Source organism: Streptomyces sp. GQ60 (assembly GCF_059758875.1).
In genome coordinates, this window is sequence record NZ_JCAXEG010000001.1 from 416,267 (window position 1) to 430,760 (window position 14,494).

Below are 14,494 nucleotides of genomic sequence, written 5' to 3' on the forward strand. Positions count from 1 at the left end.
TTCGACGTGTTCCCGGTGGAAGGTGGGCAACGTTGTTGGTGAAATATTCCGTCCGGTTCGAGGAAAGTGGCGCATTCGTATCCGCTTGCGATCTGGAAGGGTTCTTTGTCGGGCGCTACAGCTACGACGACTTCGGCGCGTTCCTTGAAGCCGAGAACGCTCGAGTCACCTTCAGGCTTGTGCGGCCGACCCTGGACGCGCCGATCGAGACGCTGAAGGGTGACATCGAGGTCCTCGTCCTCGACACCGAAGGTCGGCCCATGGGGCGCTACCCGCTGTGGGGCGCCAGGCTGGTTGTCGGAGATGCGACGGAAGATCTGGTCGTCACGGCGCAGACGGGGTTGCCTCCGCATGCCGAGGCTCGCAGCTTGTGGGACAGGTTCCGCGTTTCCCCACCGCGGCGTGGTGAATGGTGCACGCTTCAGGTCGGATCTCGTGAAGCGTGGCTGGAGGTAGCCGGACTCAGGTACGCCGAATCTGCCTCTAAGGGGGAGCGTTCCGTTCCTCCTCCTCGAGAGATCGTCATGGCAGGTGATGAAATCAAGGACGTCGCCAGTTTCTTCTGCGCGATTGGCGAGGCTTTCCGTGGGCCAGGAGGGTACATCGGGCAGAGTTTCACCGAACTGGAAGAGTCTCTCGAGGATCATCTGCAAGGAGCCTGCGTTCGGCTGATGTGGCGGAGCATTTCCGTCGCGCGCTCTTCCTTGTCTGCGGTAATGGATATCGCCGACGGGCCGACTTCCAAGTTCGATATGCTTCTCAGGATTCTGTCGCGGAATAATGTTGACGTCATTCCTGGATAGTGCACGTGCCTCCTGGGGGCATTCGGCGGAGGGCTGGTCGGTAGGCCCCCATCCGTCACTCGGGTGGCTTATCGCGGCTTGAGAGATACCAAGGAGCCCCACCGGATTTCTTCTCGGTGGGGCTCCTCGCGTGCCTTGACGGCAGTAGTCGAGCCGGAACTGAGAACGGCCCGTGTCCCCCGGAAGGGGGGCACGGGCCGTTTCCATGTCGCCGGTGGTGCGGAGGAGATCAGTCCTTGATCTCGCAGATGGCCGCGCCGGAGGTGAGCGAGGCGCCCACCTCTGCCGCGAGGCCCACGATCGTGCCCGAACGGTGGGCGTTCAGCGGCTGTTCCATCTTCATGGCTTCCAGGACGACGATCAGGTCGCCCTCGTTGACCTGCTGGCCCTCCTCGACCGCGACCTTCACGATCGTGCCCTGCATGGGCGAGGCGAGGGTGTCGCCGGAGGCGGCCGGGCCGGACTTCTTGGCCGCGCGACGCTTGGGCTTCGCGCCGCCCGCGGCCGCCGTACGGGCCAGGGTCATGCCCAGCGACGACGGGAGGGAGACCTCCAGGCGCTTGCCGCCGACCTCGACGACCACCGTCTCGCGGCCGGGCTCGTCCTCGGAGTCGTCCGCGGCGGGGACCACGAACGCCGGGATCTCGTTGACGAACTCGGTCTCGATCCAGCGGGTGTGGATCGTGAACGGGTCCGCGGTGAAGGCGGGGTCCACGACGACCGCGCGGTGGAACGGGATGGCCGTGGCCATGCCCTCCACCTCGAACTCGGCCAGCGCGCGCGCCGCCCGCTGCAGGGCCTGCTCGCGCGTGGCGCCCGTAACGATGAGCTTGGCGAGCAGGGAGTCCCAGGCCGGGCCGATGACCGAGCCTGACTCGACGCCCGCGTCCAGGCGGACGCCCGGACCGGACGGCGCGGAGAACTTGGTGACGGTGCCCGGCGCCGGCAGGAAGCCGCGGCCCGGGTCCTCGCCGTTGATGCGGAACTCGAAGGAGTGGCCGCGCAGGACCGGGTCCCCGTAGCCGAGCTCCTCGCCGTCGGCGATGCGGAACATCTCGCGGACCAGGTCGATGCCGGTGACCTCTTCGGTGACCGGGTGCTCGACCTGCAGGCGGGTGTTGACCTCCAGGAAGGAGATCAGGCCGTCGGCGGAGACGAGGAACTCGACCGTGCCGGCGCCGACGTAGCCGGCTTCCTTCAGGATCGCCTTCGACGCGGCGTACAGCTCGGCGTTCTGGGCCTCGGTCAGGAACGGCGCCGGGGCCTCCTCCACCAGCTTCTGGTGGCGGCGCTGCAGCGAGCAGTCACGGGTGGAGACGACGACCACGTTGCCGTGGGAGTCGGCCAGGCACTGGGTCTCCACGTGCCGCGGCTTGTCGAGGTACTGCTCGACGAAGCACTCGCCGCGACCGAAGGCGGCGACGGCCTCGCGGACGGCGGAGTCGTAGAGCTCCGGGACCTCTTCGAGGTTCCGGGCGACCTTCAGGCCGCGACCGCCGCCACCGAAGGCGGCCTTGATCGCGATCGGCAGGCCGTGCTCCTTGGCGAAGGCGACGACCTCGTCCGAACCGGAGACCGGGTCGGGCGTGCCGGCCACCAGCGGCGCGCCGGCGCGCAGCGCGATGTGGCGGGCGGCGACCTTGTCACCCAGGTCGCGGATCGCCTGCGGCGGCGGGCCGATCCAGATCAGACCCGCGTCGATGACGGCCTGCGCGAATTCGGCGTTCTCGGAAAGGAAGCCGTATCCGGGATGGATGGCGTCCGCACCGGAGTCGGCTGCGGCCTGCAGGATCTTGGAGATGTCCAAGTAGCTGGCGGCCGGGGTGTCACCGCCCAACGCGAAAGCTTCGTCGGCCGCGCGGACGTGCAGAGCGTCCCGGTCCGGATCGGCGTAGACGGCTACGCTCGCGATCCCGGCATCCCGGCAGGCCCGAGCAACGCGGACTGCGATTTCGCCACGGTTGGCGATGAGCACCTTGCGCACGATGGCTCCCTCCTTGAAACAAGCTGAGTTTAGGGACAGCCCACACGGCCTTTCGACCCTTCCCCGGTGGTGACCTTGCCCACACGGACTGTGATCCGAGTCGACCCCGGGTCGATAAAACCCTTGTGGCGCCCCATGTCAGGGGGATCCCCGACTGCACAGTAACCCTGCCGTGTGTCCGGGGTCTCTGTTCTGCGGGTCAGCGGGCCGGGGTGATTCTTTGTCGAATCCCTACGAACGGCCCATGCATTCCTTGCACGGACGCGGTGTCGGCGCCGGGTCGCCGCCCGTGGGGCGGACCGACCGTAACGATGAGGCCCCGGCCCCTTGTCCGAAGGTTTACCCGTTAGTAGCCTCCAGGCGTCGAACGGGTTGTGCATGCGGGGTGGGGGCGTCGTGGCTGGTGTGGGTGGCGTGGGTGGCGCGGTGCTGCGGAGATCCGTGGCCGGGGCGACCGCGGTCGTACTCGTCGTGGAGGCGGCGGCGCTCGGCTTCGTCCACCTCGTCCTGGGCCGGACCACCGAGAACCAGTCGATGTCCATCGCCGGCGCCGATCCGGACGTCATGTCCAAGGCGACCTACGCGCTGGGCGCCGGCATGGCCCTGTTCCTGCTGGCCTGCGCGGTGTTCCTCGTCGTCGCCGCGGCCCGCGACCGCGCCCCGGGCACCTTCGCGCGCCTGCTCCTCGTCAGCGCCGCCGTCACCCACGGCCTGCTCGGCGCCCTCGTCGTCGGCCTGGTGGGCTGGGGCGCCTTCGCGGTGATGATGCTGATCCTCTGCCTGCTGGTGCTGAGCCTGACCCTCTACGCGGCCAAGGGCGCGGGCAGGGCGGTGGACGGCGCCGGCGGCCCCGCGCAGGGCTCCAGCGGCCCCCTGGGCGGCTTCGGCGGCCCCGGCACCCCCGGCGGCGGTCCCGAGGTCCGGGACGCTCCGCCGGGCCACCCGCTCGGGGACTTCGGGGACTTCGGCAAGCTCGGGGACGTCAAGCCCACAAGTCCGTGATGGACACGTCCAGTTCGGCCAGCAGTGAGCGCAGCAGCGGCATGGAGATTCCGATCACATTGCCGTGATCCCCGTCGATCCCCTCGATGAAGGGGGCCGACAGGCCGTCCAGCGTGAACGCCCCCGCCACGTGCAGCGGTTCCCCGCTCGCCACGTACGCCGCCACCTCCGCGTCCGTCGGCTCGCCGAAGCGGACCGTCGTCGACGCCGTGGCGGAAACCCGGCGGCCGCTCGCCGTGTCGATCACGCAGTGCCCGGTGCGCAGCACCCCGGCGCGCCCGCGCATCGACTTCCAGCGGGCCGTGGCCTCCGCGGCGTCCGCCGGCTTGCCCAGCGCCTCCCCGTCCAGCTCCAGCACGGAGTCGCAGCCGATCACCAGGGCGCCGGCGGCCTCGTCCAGGGCCGCCACGACGGCCGCCTTCGCCTCGGCCAGCGCGAGCGCCAGCTCGGCGGGGGAGTCCGCGGTGAGGGCGTCCTCGTCGAAGCCGCTCACGATCACGTGCGGGGCGAGCCCGGCCTGCCGCAGCAGGTTCAGCCGGGCGGGCGAAGCGGAGGCGAGGACGAGGGCGTGGCGGGGGGCAGCAGTCATGCCTGCCATCGTAGGGGCGCCCGGCGCCGGCCCCGGCGGGCTCGGGCGGCCTGCGGGGGGCATGCGAGCGGCTCGTGGCGGGCTTGCGGGCGGCTCGTGGGCGGCTCGCGGCGCTAGAAACCGCCCACGCCCAGCACGTATACCACGACGACCATCGCGATGACGACGATCACCGTCATCCGCCGGATCATCGCCGCGGCGTCGCGCATGTCCTTCGGCGGCTCGTTCTTCGGGTCTGACCAGAGCATGCTCCGATCCTGGCCCCGAGGACTCCTGTGGCGCCTGAGTACGGGTACTCAGGCGCCACGGGCAGTTCACGCCATCTTCGATGCGCGGCCACCTCTGCCCCTGCGCGGGCCAGTACCCCTACGCGGGCCAGTACGTACGCCCCCACGCGGCCGGCCCCGGGCGCGGCAGGGTCCGCCGGGCCACCCGGCCCGGCGCCGACCACGCGTCGGCCACCCGCTCCGCGCCCGACGGCTCCGACGCGAGGGCCGCCGCGCGCGCTCGGACCACCGCCAGTGCGGCGGCCAGCTCCTCGGGGGTCGGGTTCCCCTTGACGACCTTGATCACCACTGTGAGCTCCTCGTGCCTGCTAGAGCGGGATGTTGCCGTGCTTCTTCGGGGGCAGGGACTCCCGCTTGGTGCGCAGCTGCCGCAGCCCCTTCACCACGTGCGCCCGGGTCTCGGACGGCATGACCACCGCGTCGACGTAGCCGCGCTCGGCGGCCGTGTACGGGTTCAGCAGCGCGTCCTCGTACTCGGTGATGAGCCGCGCCCGGGTCTCCTCGGCGGTGCCGGCCTCCTCCGCTTCGGCGATCGCGCGGCGGTGCAGGATGTTGACCGCTCCCTGCGCGCCCATGACGGCGATCTGCGCCGTCGGCCAGGCGAGGTTGAGGTCGGCACCCAGGTGCTTGGAGCCCATCACGTCGTAGGCGCCGCCGAAGGCCTTGCGGGTGATGACGGTGATCAGGGGGACGGTCGCCTCGGCGTACGCGTAGATCAGCTTGGCGCCGCGCCGGATGATTCCGTTGTACTCCTGGTCGGTGCCCGGCAGGAAGCCCGGTACGTCGACGAAGGTCAGCACCGGGATGTTGAAGGCGTCGCACGTCCGGACGAACCGGGCCGCCTTCTCGGAGGCGTCGATGTCCAGGCAGCCGGCGAACTGCATCGGCTGGTTGGCGACGACCCCGACCGGGTGGCCCTCGACGCGGCCGAAGCCGGTGAGGATGTTCGGCGCGAACAGCGACTGGGTCTCCAGGAACTCCGCGTCGTCGAGCACGTGCTCGATCACCCTGTGCATGTCGTACGGCTGGTTCGCGCTGTCCGGGATCAGCACGTCGAGCTCGCGGTCGCTCTCGGAGACCTCGGTGTCGGCTTCCTCGGGGAAGGCCGGGGGCTCGGAGAGGTTGTTCGACGGGAGGTAGGAGAGCAGCGACTTCACGTACTCGATGGCGTCCTTCTCGTCACCCGCCATGTGGTGCGCGACGCCGGACGTGCTGTTGTGCGTGCGCGCCCCGCCCAGCTCCTCGAAGCCGACGTCCTCGCCGGTGACGGTCTTGATGACGTCCGGACCGGTGATGAACATGTGCGAGGTCTGGTCGACCATGACCGTGAAGTCGGTGATGGCCGGGGAGTACACGGCCCCGCCGGCGCAGGGGCCGACGACCAGGCTGATCTGCGGGATCACCCCGGAGGCGTGGACGTTGCGGCGGAAGATCTCGCCGTACATGCCGAGCGCGCTGACGCCCTCCTGGATGCGGGCGCCGCCGGAGTCGTTGATGCCGATCAGCGGGCAGCCGGTCTTCAGCGCGAAGTCCATCACCTTCATGATCTTCTGGCCGTAGACCTCACCGAGGGCCCCGCCGAAGACGGTGAAGTCCTGGGAGAACAGGGCGACGGGCCGCCCGTCGACGGTCCCGTAGCCGGTCACGACTCCGTCGCCGTACGGGCGGGTCTTCTCCAGCCCGAAGTTCGTCGACCGGTGCCGGGCGAACTCGTCCAACTCGACGAAGGACCCCTCGTCCAGCAGCAGGGCCACCCGCTCACGCGCCGTCAGCTTGCCCTTGGCGTGCTGCTTCTCCACCGCCCGCCCGGACCCGGCGTGCGTGGCTTCCTCGACGCGGCGCTGCAGATCCGCGATCTTCCCCGCGGTGGTGTGCATGTCGATCGGCTCTGACGGTTGTGACATCGGGGTCGCGGCTCCCTGCGTGGTGTCAACTGCCTGGTGACGTACTTGGTTCTTACTGGCTACTGGTGCGTAGCGTATCGGCGGGCATGGCGCTCGGCGGTGCGGCGTTTGACACACCTCATCTGGGTTGCTTGGCCTCGCCGTCCCCCCTAGGGGACTCCGTCCCGACCTCGCGGGCGGGTTCCTGCCTTCACTGCGGACCGCCTGCCGGGAGGGCCGACATCCTCCGCAGCTCGCGCCGGGCCGCGTCCGAAAGGGCGCGGGCGAGCTTGTTGTTCTTGAGCATGGTGCGGACAGCGAGATCCTCGCTCACGAGCTCCCGCAGAGCAGCGAGACGAACCAACGGCCGGTCGAGTCCCGGGACACGGTCACTGTGGTCGGCTCCGCGCCTTCCGGAAGGCGCGGAGCCGACCAGACGATGGGCAGGGCGGCCGAGGTCTGGGCGTAGTTCACGCGTTCCCCGCGTGGCCAGGCGTCTTAACGGGCGGTCAGTCAGTCGCTTGCGAGTCATCAGGGTAGAAACGAAACCTGAACGCCCTCTTTACCGGAGGATCCCCCACAGCCCGGACGCTAAGGTCGATCACGATCCGTATGCAATCCCGGGTCAGAGGGTCACATACAGCGACGTAGCGACATAAGGATCCGATCATGTCATCAGATGCTTCAGCAGGAGCTTCCGCAGGCCGTTGGTCGAGTCTGGACCGGCCGCCCTTGAACGCCGCCGCGCTGCAGCGGGCCCTCGTGACCGGCGAGGGGCTGTGGACCTCGCTGGAGGTGGTGGGCTCCACCGGGTCCACCAACAGCGATCTCGCCGCACGGGCCGCGAAGCTGCCCGAGGGGGCCGTGCTCGTCGCCGAGGAGCAGACCGCGGGACGGGGCAGGCTCGACCGGAGCTGGGTCGCGCCCGCGCGGTCAGGACTGTTCTTCTCCGTACTCCTGAAGCCCGGGCCCTCGGTGCCGCAGGAGCGGTGGGGCTGGCTGACGCTGCTGGCCGGGGTGGCCGCCGCTACCGGGCTCTCGCGCGCCGCCGGCGTGGACACCGCGCTCAAGTGGCCCAACGACCTGCTGGTCACCGTGGACGGGGAGGAGCGCAAGACCGGCGGGATCCTCTCCGAGCGCGTCGGCGACGGGGTCGTCATCGGGATCGGGCTCAACGTGACGCTGACCGACGCCGAGCTGCCGGTGGACACCGCCGGGTCGCTGTACCTGGCCAAGGCGACCGTCACCGACCGGGACCCGCTGCTCAGGGCCGTACTGAGGTCCCTGGAGCAGTGGTACGGGAACTGGCGCGCGGCCGGTGGCGATCCGGCGGCGAGCGGTCTGCAGGAGACGTACGCGGCGGGCTGCGCGACCCTCGGCAAGCACGTGCGGGCCGAGCTGCCGGGCGGGCGGACCCTCACCGGGACGGCCGAAGCGGTGGACACCGACGGACGGCTCGTCGTACGGACGGCGGAGGACAAGCACGAGGCCGTGGGGGCAGGGGACGTCGTCCATCTGCGGTCCGTGCGGTAGCCCGCCGGGGCACCGCCCCGGGTGACGGAGTAGGGGAGTGAGCTACGGCACACCTGCCGTATGGTTTAGGCGATCCCGGTCCTCGCGGTGATCACCCGGTTCGGCAGTGCGCACGGAATGGACAGGAGGCGGCCCTTGACCGTCGACGACCCTCAGTCCAGCGCGCCCGCCCCCGGAGCGGCGACGGGCGGTGCGGGCGGCTCCGGCGGCTCGGCCGGTTCGGGAGTCCACGCCACTCCGATCGGGCGCGAGCAGCACACTCCCCACCACGAGGTCGACCACACGGCCCAGCCGACGGCCGACCCGCTCGCCATCCGCCTGGAGCAGCTGATCCTGGGCGCCGAGCGCCGGTACACGCCCTTCCAGGCGGCCCGCAGCGCCGGAGTCTCGATGGAGCTCGCCTCCCGCTTCTGGCGGGCGATGGGCTTCGCGGACATCGGCCAGGCCAGGGCCCTGACGGAGGCCGACGTACTGGCCCTGCGCCGGCTCGCCGGCCTCGTCGAGGCCGGGCTGCTCAGCGAGCCGATGGCGGTCCAGGTGGCGCGGTCCACCGGGCAGACCACGGCCCGGCTCGCGGAGTGGCAGATCGACTCCTTCCTGGAGGGGCTGACGGAACCGCCGGAGCCGGGGATGACCCGTACGGAGGTCACGTACCCGCTGGTCGAGCTGTTGCTGCCGGAGCTGGAGGAGTTCCTCGTCTACGTGTGGCGGCGCCAGCTCGCGGCCGCCACGGGGCGGGTCGTGCAGGTGGCGGACGACGAGGAGATGGTCGACCGGCGCCTCGCGGTGGGCTTCGCCGACCTGGTGGGCTTCACGCGCCTGACGCGGCGGCTGGAGGAGGAGGAGCTCGGCGAGCTGGTCGAGTCCTTCGAGACGACCTCGGCGGACCTGGTGGCGGCGCACGGCGGCCGGCTGATCAAGACGCTGGGCGACGAGGTGCTGTACTGCGCCGACGACGCGGCGACGGCGGCGGAGATCGCGCTGCGGCTGATCGAGACGATGGAAGCCGATCCGCAGATGCCGGAGCTCCGCGTGGGCATCGCCTTCGGGACGGTGACCACCCGGATGGGCGACGTCTTCGGGACCACGGTGAACCTGGCCTCGAGGCTGACGTCGATAGCGCCGAAGGACGCGGTGCTGGTGGACGGCGCGATGGCCGAGGAACTGGGCCGTACGGGTGCGGCGCCGGTCTCGGAGAAGGAAGCCGAGAACGAGGAGGGCGGCGGCGCCTACCGCTTCGCGCTCCAGCCCATGTTCCAGCGCCCGGTGCGCGGCCTCGGCGTCGTGGAGCCCTGGTCGTTGACGCGGCGGAGCCCTAAGATCCCCGGATAACGTTCGTTAACCGGGAGGGTCCCCTGTGTCCGAATCTTCGGCATCTTCGGCGTTCGTCGCCATACACCGGCATGAGGGCGGGGTCGCCGAGCTGGTTCTGGACCGGCCCAAGGCGATGAACGCGGTGTCGACCGAGATGGCGCGGGGAATCGGCGCCGCGTGCGCGGAGCTGGGTGCGGATTCCTCGGTACGGGTGGTCGTGCTCTCCTCCACCGCCGAGAGGGCGTTCTGCGTGGGCGCGGACCTCAAGGAGCGGAACTCCTTCTCGGACGCCGAACTGCTGCGACAGCGGCCGACCACGCGGGGTGCGTACGGGGGAGTGCTGGAGCTCCCCATGCCGGTGATCGCGGCGGTGCACGGGTTCGCGCTGGGCGGCGGCTTCGAGCTGGCCCTGGCGTGCGATGTCATCGTGGCCGACGAGACGGCCGTCGTCGGGCTGCCCGAGGTGTCGGTGGGGGTGATCCCGGGCGGCGGCGGCACGCAGCTGCTGCCGAGGCGCGTGGGGGCGGCGCGGGCCGCGGAGCTGATCTTCACAGCCCGGCGGGTCGAGGCCGCGGAGGCGCTGGCCCTGGGGCTGGTGGACTCGGTGGTGCCGGCGGGGTCGGACCGCGAGGCCGCCCTGGCGATGGCGGCGGCGATGGCGGCGAACTCCCCGGTCGGGCTGCGGGCGGCCAAGCGGGCGCTGCGGCTCGGGCACGGCATGGACCTGACGGCCGGGCTGGAGATCGAGGACGCGGCGTGGCGGACGGTGGCCTTCTCGGGGGACCGGGCCGAGGGCGTGGCGGCGTTCAACGAGAAGCGGAAGCCGGAGTGGCCCGGGGTGTGACCGGGCGCGAAGGAGCCGATGTGTCGATGGGTCGATCCCCGATCCCCGGTTCCCGATCCGCCGATCTGGCCTGATGTGACCCGATGTGACCGGCTGTGATCTTGGTGCCACCGAAAGTCGCGCCAATTATCACCAAATCGGACAAAACTCCCTAACCTGATGTGATGGGTGTTGATGGGCGGCTCCGAGCCGTTGTGGGCCTCGCGCAGGCCATGGCGGCCGCGTGCGTGCCGCGGGACAGTGTGCGGGCCGCCGCGCGCGGGGCGAGGCTGGCGATGGACGGGTCGTTCGCCGCGATCTCCGCGTGGGAGCGGGAGCGGGGGCGCCTGCGGGTGCTCGTGAACGAGGGGGAGCGCAGGGCCGGGGAGGAGGAGTTCCCCGAGGACGAGTCGTACCCGGTGCACGACTTCCCCGAGATCACGGAGTTCCTGCACGAGCGGTGGGTCGGCGGGAGCGGCCCCCACGCCTGGGTGGACAGCGCGGTCGGGGACCGGCCGGGACGCAGGGGCGAGGCGCTGCGGCGGCGCGGGCGCGGTACGTGCGTGGTGGCTCCGATCGTGCTGAGCGGACGGGCCTGGGGCGAGCTGTACGTCGCCCGGGACGAGGGCATGGCGGACTTCGACGAGGACGACGCGGAGTTCGGAGAGGTCCTCGCGGCGGTGATCGCGGCCGGGCTGGCGCAGAGCGACCGGCTGGAGGAGGCCCGGCGGCTCGCCTTCACCGACCCGCTGACCGGGCTGGCCAACCGGCGGGCCGTGGACATGCGGCTCGACGAGGCGCTGGAGGAGCACCGGCGGGGCGGGGCCGACGTGGTGGTGAGTCTGGTCGTCTGTGACCTGAACGGCCTGAAGAAGGTCAACGACACCCTGGGCCACGCGATGGGCGACCGGCTGCTGGAACGGTTCGGCTCCGTGCTCAGCCTGTGCGGGGCGATGCTGCCGGGTGCGCTGGTCGCACGGCTGGGCGGGGACGAGTTCTGCCTGGTCAGCGTGGGGCCTTCGGCGGACGAGGTGGTACGGGTCACCGAGGAGGTCTGCCTGCGGGCCGCCGAGCTGGAGCTCGGGGAGGGGGTCGCCTGCGGGGTCGCGTCCACGGGGGATCCGATCGGGCCGGTGAAATCCTCGCGGCGGCTGTTCCGGCTGGCGGATGCGGCCCAGTACAAGGCGAAGGCGGCGCGGTCGGCGAAGCCGGTGGTCGCGGGGCGGGACACGGCGGTGGTCCGGCTCGCCGACGCGGAGCCCGGGGGGCCGGGGGAGCGGCGGCGGTTCCGGGGGCGTGCGTAGCCCCTGGCCGGGGTGGAGGCTCGCCGCGGTGGGGGGTGCGCCGCTGCGCGGGGCGGAGTCCCCTACCCACCCTTCGCCCGTTCCCCGGGCCCTGCCCGGACCCCCCTGGGGCTCCGCCCCAGACCCCGCGCCTCCAGTCCAGCCTCGCCGGCGTTTGAGGCGCGGGGGTCCGGGGGCCGGCCCCCGGGAACGGCGCGGCAACGGGTCCGGGGCGCAGCCCCGGGGAACGGGCGAAGGGCGGGTAGGGGACCCAGCCCCGCAGGGCCGAACCGGCCGCACCCGCCCACCGGCCTCACGCCGGGACGGCAGTGGCGAGCACCCCGACCGGCCACCGCCGGACGGAGTCCGGCGCAGCGACGCGAAGCCCAGGAGGCCCGCCAGGGCCGAGTGGCGCGAGCGGCGCGTCGAAAAGGTGCCCGGCGCCGCGCGGCGAAGCCGGTAAGGCTCCCAAGGGGCCGCACCGCGCGAGCGGCGCCTGGGGAGGGGTGACATGAAGAGATTCAGTCCGTAGGGTGCTGAATATGGATATGCACACTGTCGTGGTGGGAACGTCCGGGACCACCGCCGAAGACGTGATCGCCGTCGCCCGCGGCAACGCCCGCGTCGAGCTTTCCGGCGAGGCCGTCGCCGCGCTCGGACGGGCCCGCGAGATCGTGGAAGCGCTCGCCGCGAAGCCCGAGCCCGTCTACGGGGTGTCCACCGGGTTCGGGGCGCTCGCCTCCCGGCACATCAGCCCCGAGCTGCGCGCGCAGCTCCAGCGCAACATCGTCCGCTCGCACGCCGCCGGCATGGGCCCGCGCGTCGAGCGGGAGGTCGTGCGCGCGCTGATGTTCCTGCGGCTGAAGACCGTCGCCTCCGGGCACACCGGCGTCCGGCCGTCCGTCGCGCAGACGATGGCCGACGTGCTCAACGCCGGGATCACCCCGGTCGTGCACGAGTACGGCTCGCTGGGCTGCTCGGGAGACCTCGCCCCGCTCTCGCACTGCGCGCTCGCGCTGATGGGCGAGGGCGACGCGGAGGGTCCCGACGGGACCGTGCGGCCCGCCGGGGAGCTGCTCGCCGAGGCCGGGATCGCCCCCGTCGAGCTCCGCGAGAAGGAGGGCCTCGCCCTCCTCAACGGCACCGACGGCATGCTCGGCATGCTGGTCATGGCCCTCGCCGACCTCGGCAAGCTGTACACCTCCGCCGACATCACCGCCGCGCTGACGCTGGAGGCGCTGCTCGGCACCGAGAAGGTGCTCCAGCCCGAGCTGCACGCCATCCGCCCGCACCCCGGCCAGGGCGCCTCCGCCGCGAACATGGCCGCCGTCCTGAAGGGCTCCGGGCTCACCGGGCACTTCCAGGAGGAGTCCGCCCCGCGCGTCCAGGACGCCTACTCCGTGCGCTGCGCCCCGCAGGTCGCCGGCGCGGGCCGCGACACCATGGCGCACGCCGCCCTCGTCGCCTCCCGCGAGCTGGCCTCCGCCGTCGACAACCCGGTGGTCCTGCCCGACGGGCGCGTGGAGTCCAACGGGAACTTCCACGGCGCCCCGGTCGCGTACGTCCTGGACTTCCTGGCCATCGCCGCCGCGGACCTCGGGTCGATCGCCGAGCGGCGCACCGACCGGCTGCTCGACAAGAACCGCTCGCACGGCCTGCCGCCGTTCCTCGCGGACGACGCCGGCGTGGACTCCGGGCTCATGATCGCCCAGTACACGCAGGCCGCACTCGTGAGTGAGATGAAGCGGCTCGCGGTTCCGGCCTCCGCCGACTCGATCCCCTCCTCCGCGATGCAGGAGGACCACGTCTCGATGGGCTGGTCGGCCGCGCGCAAGCTCCGTACCGCCGTCGACAACCTCACCCGGATCGTCGCGATCGAGCTGTACGCGGCCACCCGCGCCATCGAGCTGCGCCACGGACTCACCCCGGCGCCGGCCAGCCGGGCCGCCATCGCGGCGGTGCGTGCGGCGGGTGTGGAGGGTCCCGGGCCGGATCGTTTCCTCGCGCCCGACCTGGCCGCCGCGGACGCCTTCGTCCGTTCGGGTGCACTCGTGGACGCCGTCGAGGCCGTCACCGGCCCCCTCGCCTGAGGCGAACGGGCCGAGTAAAGAGAGGGTGCGGCTCGGGGACGTCCCCCGAGCCGCACCCTTCCGCGTGTCCGGCCGCCGTTACACCGTGCGCGAGCGGCGCACGGAGAAGGCCACGAAGCCGGCCCCGGCGCTCAGGAAGAGCGTGCCGCCGAGCAGGTAGGGCGTGGTGTCGACGCCCCCCGTGTCGGCGAGTTCGAGGGTGGGACCGGTCGCGGAGGCGGCCTGGACCTGGGTGTTCGCGGCGGCGGGCGCCCCGGAGGCGGCCTTCGCGTGCTCGGGCGCGGTGGCGTTGGCCGAGGGGACGAACCACAGGACGGCGAGGAGGGTGGTCGCTCCGAGAGCGGTGACTGTTGATCGGCGTGCGGACACGGTGCGATCCCCCTTGTGGCAGCAGCGAATTGGCCCCGTGCGGTGATGCTACGGAAAGGGGCGGGTCGTGGGAAAGTCGGGGCCGCCACGGGATTACTCTCCGTCGTATGAACCCTTCTGAGACCTCACGATACGTACGCCTTCGGGTGGATTTGGTTCTTGAAGTGCCGGACGTGGACGCGCTCACCGGAGCCGCCCTCGCGCACATCAAGGCCGACGAGTTCATGCCGGACGAGGAGCGCGGCCACGCCGAGGCGGCCGTCCGGGAGGACGAGTCGGAGGCCCTGGCCTACCTGGTGGACCCCACTGACCTGGTCGCGGAGATCCCCGGCGTGGAGCTCGCACAGGCCTCCTGGAGCAGCGAGCCCGTGGAATACGACCCCGAGTCCATGGAGTGGGACCTCGACGAGGAAGATGGGGAGCTCGACGAAGAGACTGACAACGCCTGACGGTGGGGTTGACCACATTCGAACGGAATGTGGCAGCACCTCGGGGTGTAATGCGTTGTCAGGATAGGCAGGGGGGTCATGCCCC

15 protein-coding genes and 1 pseudogene are annotated in these 14,494 nt (G+C 71.5%); 8 read left to right on the forward strand and 8 right to left on the reverse strand.

Translation table 11 applies throughout. The annotated features are described in order from the left end of the window. Positions 1–38 precede the first annotated feature (38 nt). Positions 39–803, forward strand: a complete 765-nt coding sequence (locus AC6CKD_RS02010; protein ID WP_498324702.1) for a barstar family protein — start codon at positions 39–41, stop codon at positions 801–803. Between the two features lie 229 nt (positions 804–1,032). On the opposite strand, the gene AC6CKD_RS02015 is transcribed toward AC6CKD_RS02010, so the two are convergent. After that, positions 1,033–2,787, reverse strand: a complete 1,755-nt coding sequence (locus AC6CKD_RS02015) for an acetyl/propionyl/methylcrotonyl-CoA carboxylase subunit alpha (RefSeq protein WP_498324703.1) — start codon at positions 2,785–2,787, stop codon at positions 1,033–1,035. A 396-nt stretch (positions 2,788–3,183) separates the two neighbouring features. Between AC6CKD_RS02015 and AC6CKD_RS02020 the strand changes: the two genes are divergently transcribed. Further along, positions 3,184–3,789 (forward strand): hypothetical protein, encoded by a 606-nt coding sequence (locus AC6CKD_RS02020; protein WP_498324704.1) that lies wholly within the window; start codon positions 3,184–3,186, stop codon positions 3,787–3,789. On the opposite strand, the gene AC6CKD_RS02025 is transcribed toward AC6CKD_RS02020, so the two are convergent. The 6 genes and pseudogenes from AC6CKD_RS02025 to AC6CKD_RS02050 form a co-directional block, all read right to left on the reverse strand. Further along, positions 3,770–4,378, reverse strand: a complete 609-nt coding sequence (locus tag AC6CKD_RS02025) for a Maf family protein (protein ID WP_498324705.1) — start codon at positions 4,376–4,378, stop codon at positions 3,770–3,772. The genes AC6CKD_RS02020 and AC6CKD_RS02025 overlap by 20 nt on opposite strands. Positions 4,379–4,491: 113 nt before the next feature. Further along, the gene (gene mmpB, locus AC6CKD_RS02030) at positions 4,492–4,626 is read right to left on the reverse strand and encodes a morphogenic membrane protein MmpB (protein WP_478687076.1); all 135 of its coding nucleotides are present in this window, start codon (positions 4,624–4,626) and stop codon (positions 4,492–4,494) included. 118 nt (positions 4,627–4,744) lie between these two features. After that, positions 4,745–4,954 (reverse strand): acyl-CoA carboxylase epsilon subunit, encoded by a 210-nt coding sequence (locus AC6CKD_RS02035; protein WP_498324706.1) that lies wholly within the window; start codon positions 4,952–4,954, stop codon positions 4,745–4,747. A gap of 19 nt (positions 4,955–4,973) precedes the next feature. Continuing rightward, a complete protein-coding gene (locus AC6CKD_RS02040) occupies positions 4,974–6,569 on the reverse strand; it encodes an acyl-CoA carboxylase subunit beta (protein WP_498324707.1) in 1,596 nt (531 codons plus the stop codon). A gap of 190 nt (positions 6,570–6,759) precedes the next feature. Further along, positions 6,760–6,882 carry a hypothetical protein gene (locus AC6CKD_RS02045; RefSeq protein ID WP_498324708.1) on the reverse strand — a complete coding sequence of 41 codons (123 nt, stop codon included), beginning with the start codon at positions 6,880–6,882 and terminating at the stop codon, positions 6,760–6,762. Between the two features lie 8 nt (positions 6,883–6,890). Then, a pseudogene (locus AC6CKD_RS02050) lies at positions 6,891–6,995 on the reverse strand (RNA-guided endonuclease InsQ/TnpB family protein); the annotation flags it as partial. A gap of 222 nt (positions 6,996–7,217) precedes the next feature. On the opposite strand from AC6CKD_RS02050, the gene AC6CKD_RS02055 reads away from it, so the two are divergent. From AC6CKD_RS02055 to hutH, 5 genes are all read left to right on the forward strand, one after another. Next, positions 7,218–8,081, forward strand: coding sequence for a biotin--[acetyl-CoA-carboxylase] ligase (locus AC6CKD_RS02055; protein WP_498324709.1), 864 nt, complete (start codon positions 7,218–7,220; stop codon positions 8,079–8,081). Positions 8,082–8,216: 135 nt separating this feature from the next. Next, the gene (locus AC6CKD_RS02060) at positions 8,217–9,413 is read left to right on the forward strand and encodes an adenylate/guanylate cyclase domain-containing protein (protein WP_498324710.1); all 1,197 of its coding nucleotides are present in this window, start codon (positions 8,217–8,219) and stop codon (positions 9,411–9,413) included. Between the two features lie 25 nt (positions 9,414–9,438). After that, a complete protein-coding gene (locus tag AC6CKD_RS02065; protein ID WP_498324711.1) occupies positions 9,439–10,239 on the forward strand; it encodes an enoyl-CoA hydratase/isomerase family protein in 801 nt (266 codons plus the stop codon). A gap of 164 nt (positions 10,240–10,403) precedes the next feature. Then, positions 10,404–11,522, forward strand: coding sequence for a GGDEF domain-containing protein (locus AC6CKD_RS02070; protein ID WP_498324712.1), 1,119 nt, complete (start codon positions 10,404–10,406; stop codon positions 11,520–11,522). A gap of 527 nt (positions 11,523–12,049) precedes the next feature. Further along, positions 12,050–13,591 (forward strand): histidine ammonia-lyase, encoded by a 1,542-nt coding sequence (gene hutH / locus AC6CKD_RS02075; RefSeq protein ID WP_266912769.1) that lies wholly within the window; start codon positions 12,050–12,052, stop codon positions 13,589–13,591. A 78-nt stretch (positions 13,592–13,669) separates the two neighbouring features. Here the strand turns inward: hutH and AC6CKD_RS02080 are convergent, their stop codons facing one another. Next, entirely contained in the window at positions 13,670–13,960 is a 291-nt protein-coding gene (locus tag AC6CKD_RS02080; RefSeq protein WP_498324713.1) for a hypothetical protein, read from the reverse strand. Positions 13,961–14,133: 173 nt separating this feature from the next. On the opposite strand from AC6CKD_RS02080, the gene AC6CKD_RS02085 reads away from it, so the two are divergent. After that, complete coding sequence (locus AC6CKD_RS02085) at positions 14,134–14,409, forward strand: hypothetical protein (protein ID WP_498324714.1); 276 nt, start codon at positions 14,134–14,136, stop codon at positions 14,407–14,409. Positions 14,410–14,494: the final 85 nt, after the last annotated feature.

Bases quoted from the DNA above. Each gene is read 5' to 3' on its own strand.
- AC6CKD_RS02025 (WP_498324705.1), bottom strand. From the start codon at position 4,378: ATGACTGCTGCCCCCCGCCACGCCCTCGTCCTCGCCTCCGCTTCGCCC.
- mmpB (WP_478687076.1), bottom strand. From the start codon at position 4,626: ATGCTCTGGTCAGACCCGAAGAACGAGCCGCCGAAGGACATGCGCGAC.
- AC6CKD_RS02040 (WP_498324707.1), bottom strand. From the start codon at position 6,569: ATGTCACAACCGTCAGAGCCGATCGACATGCACACCACCGCGGGGAAG.
- AC6CKD_RS02055 (WP_498324709.1), top strand. From the start codon at position 7,218: ATGTCATCAGATGCTTCAGCAGGAGCTTCCGCAGGCCGTTGGTCGAGT.
- AC6CKD_RS02070 (WP_498324712.1), top strand. From the start codon at position 10,404: ATGGGTGTTGATGGGCGGCTCCGAGCCGTTGTGGGCCTCGCGCAGGCC.
- hutH (WP_266912769.1), top strand. From the start codon at position 12,050: ATGCACACTGTCGTGGTGGGAACGTCCGGGACCACCGCCGAAGACGTG.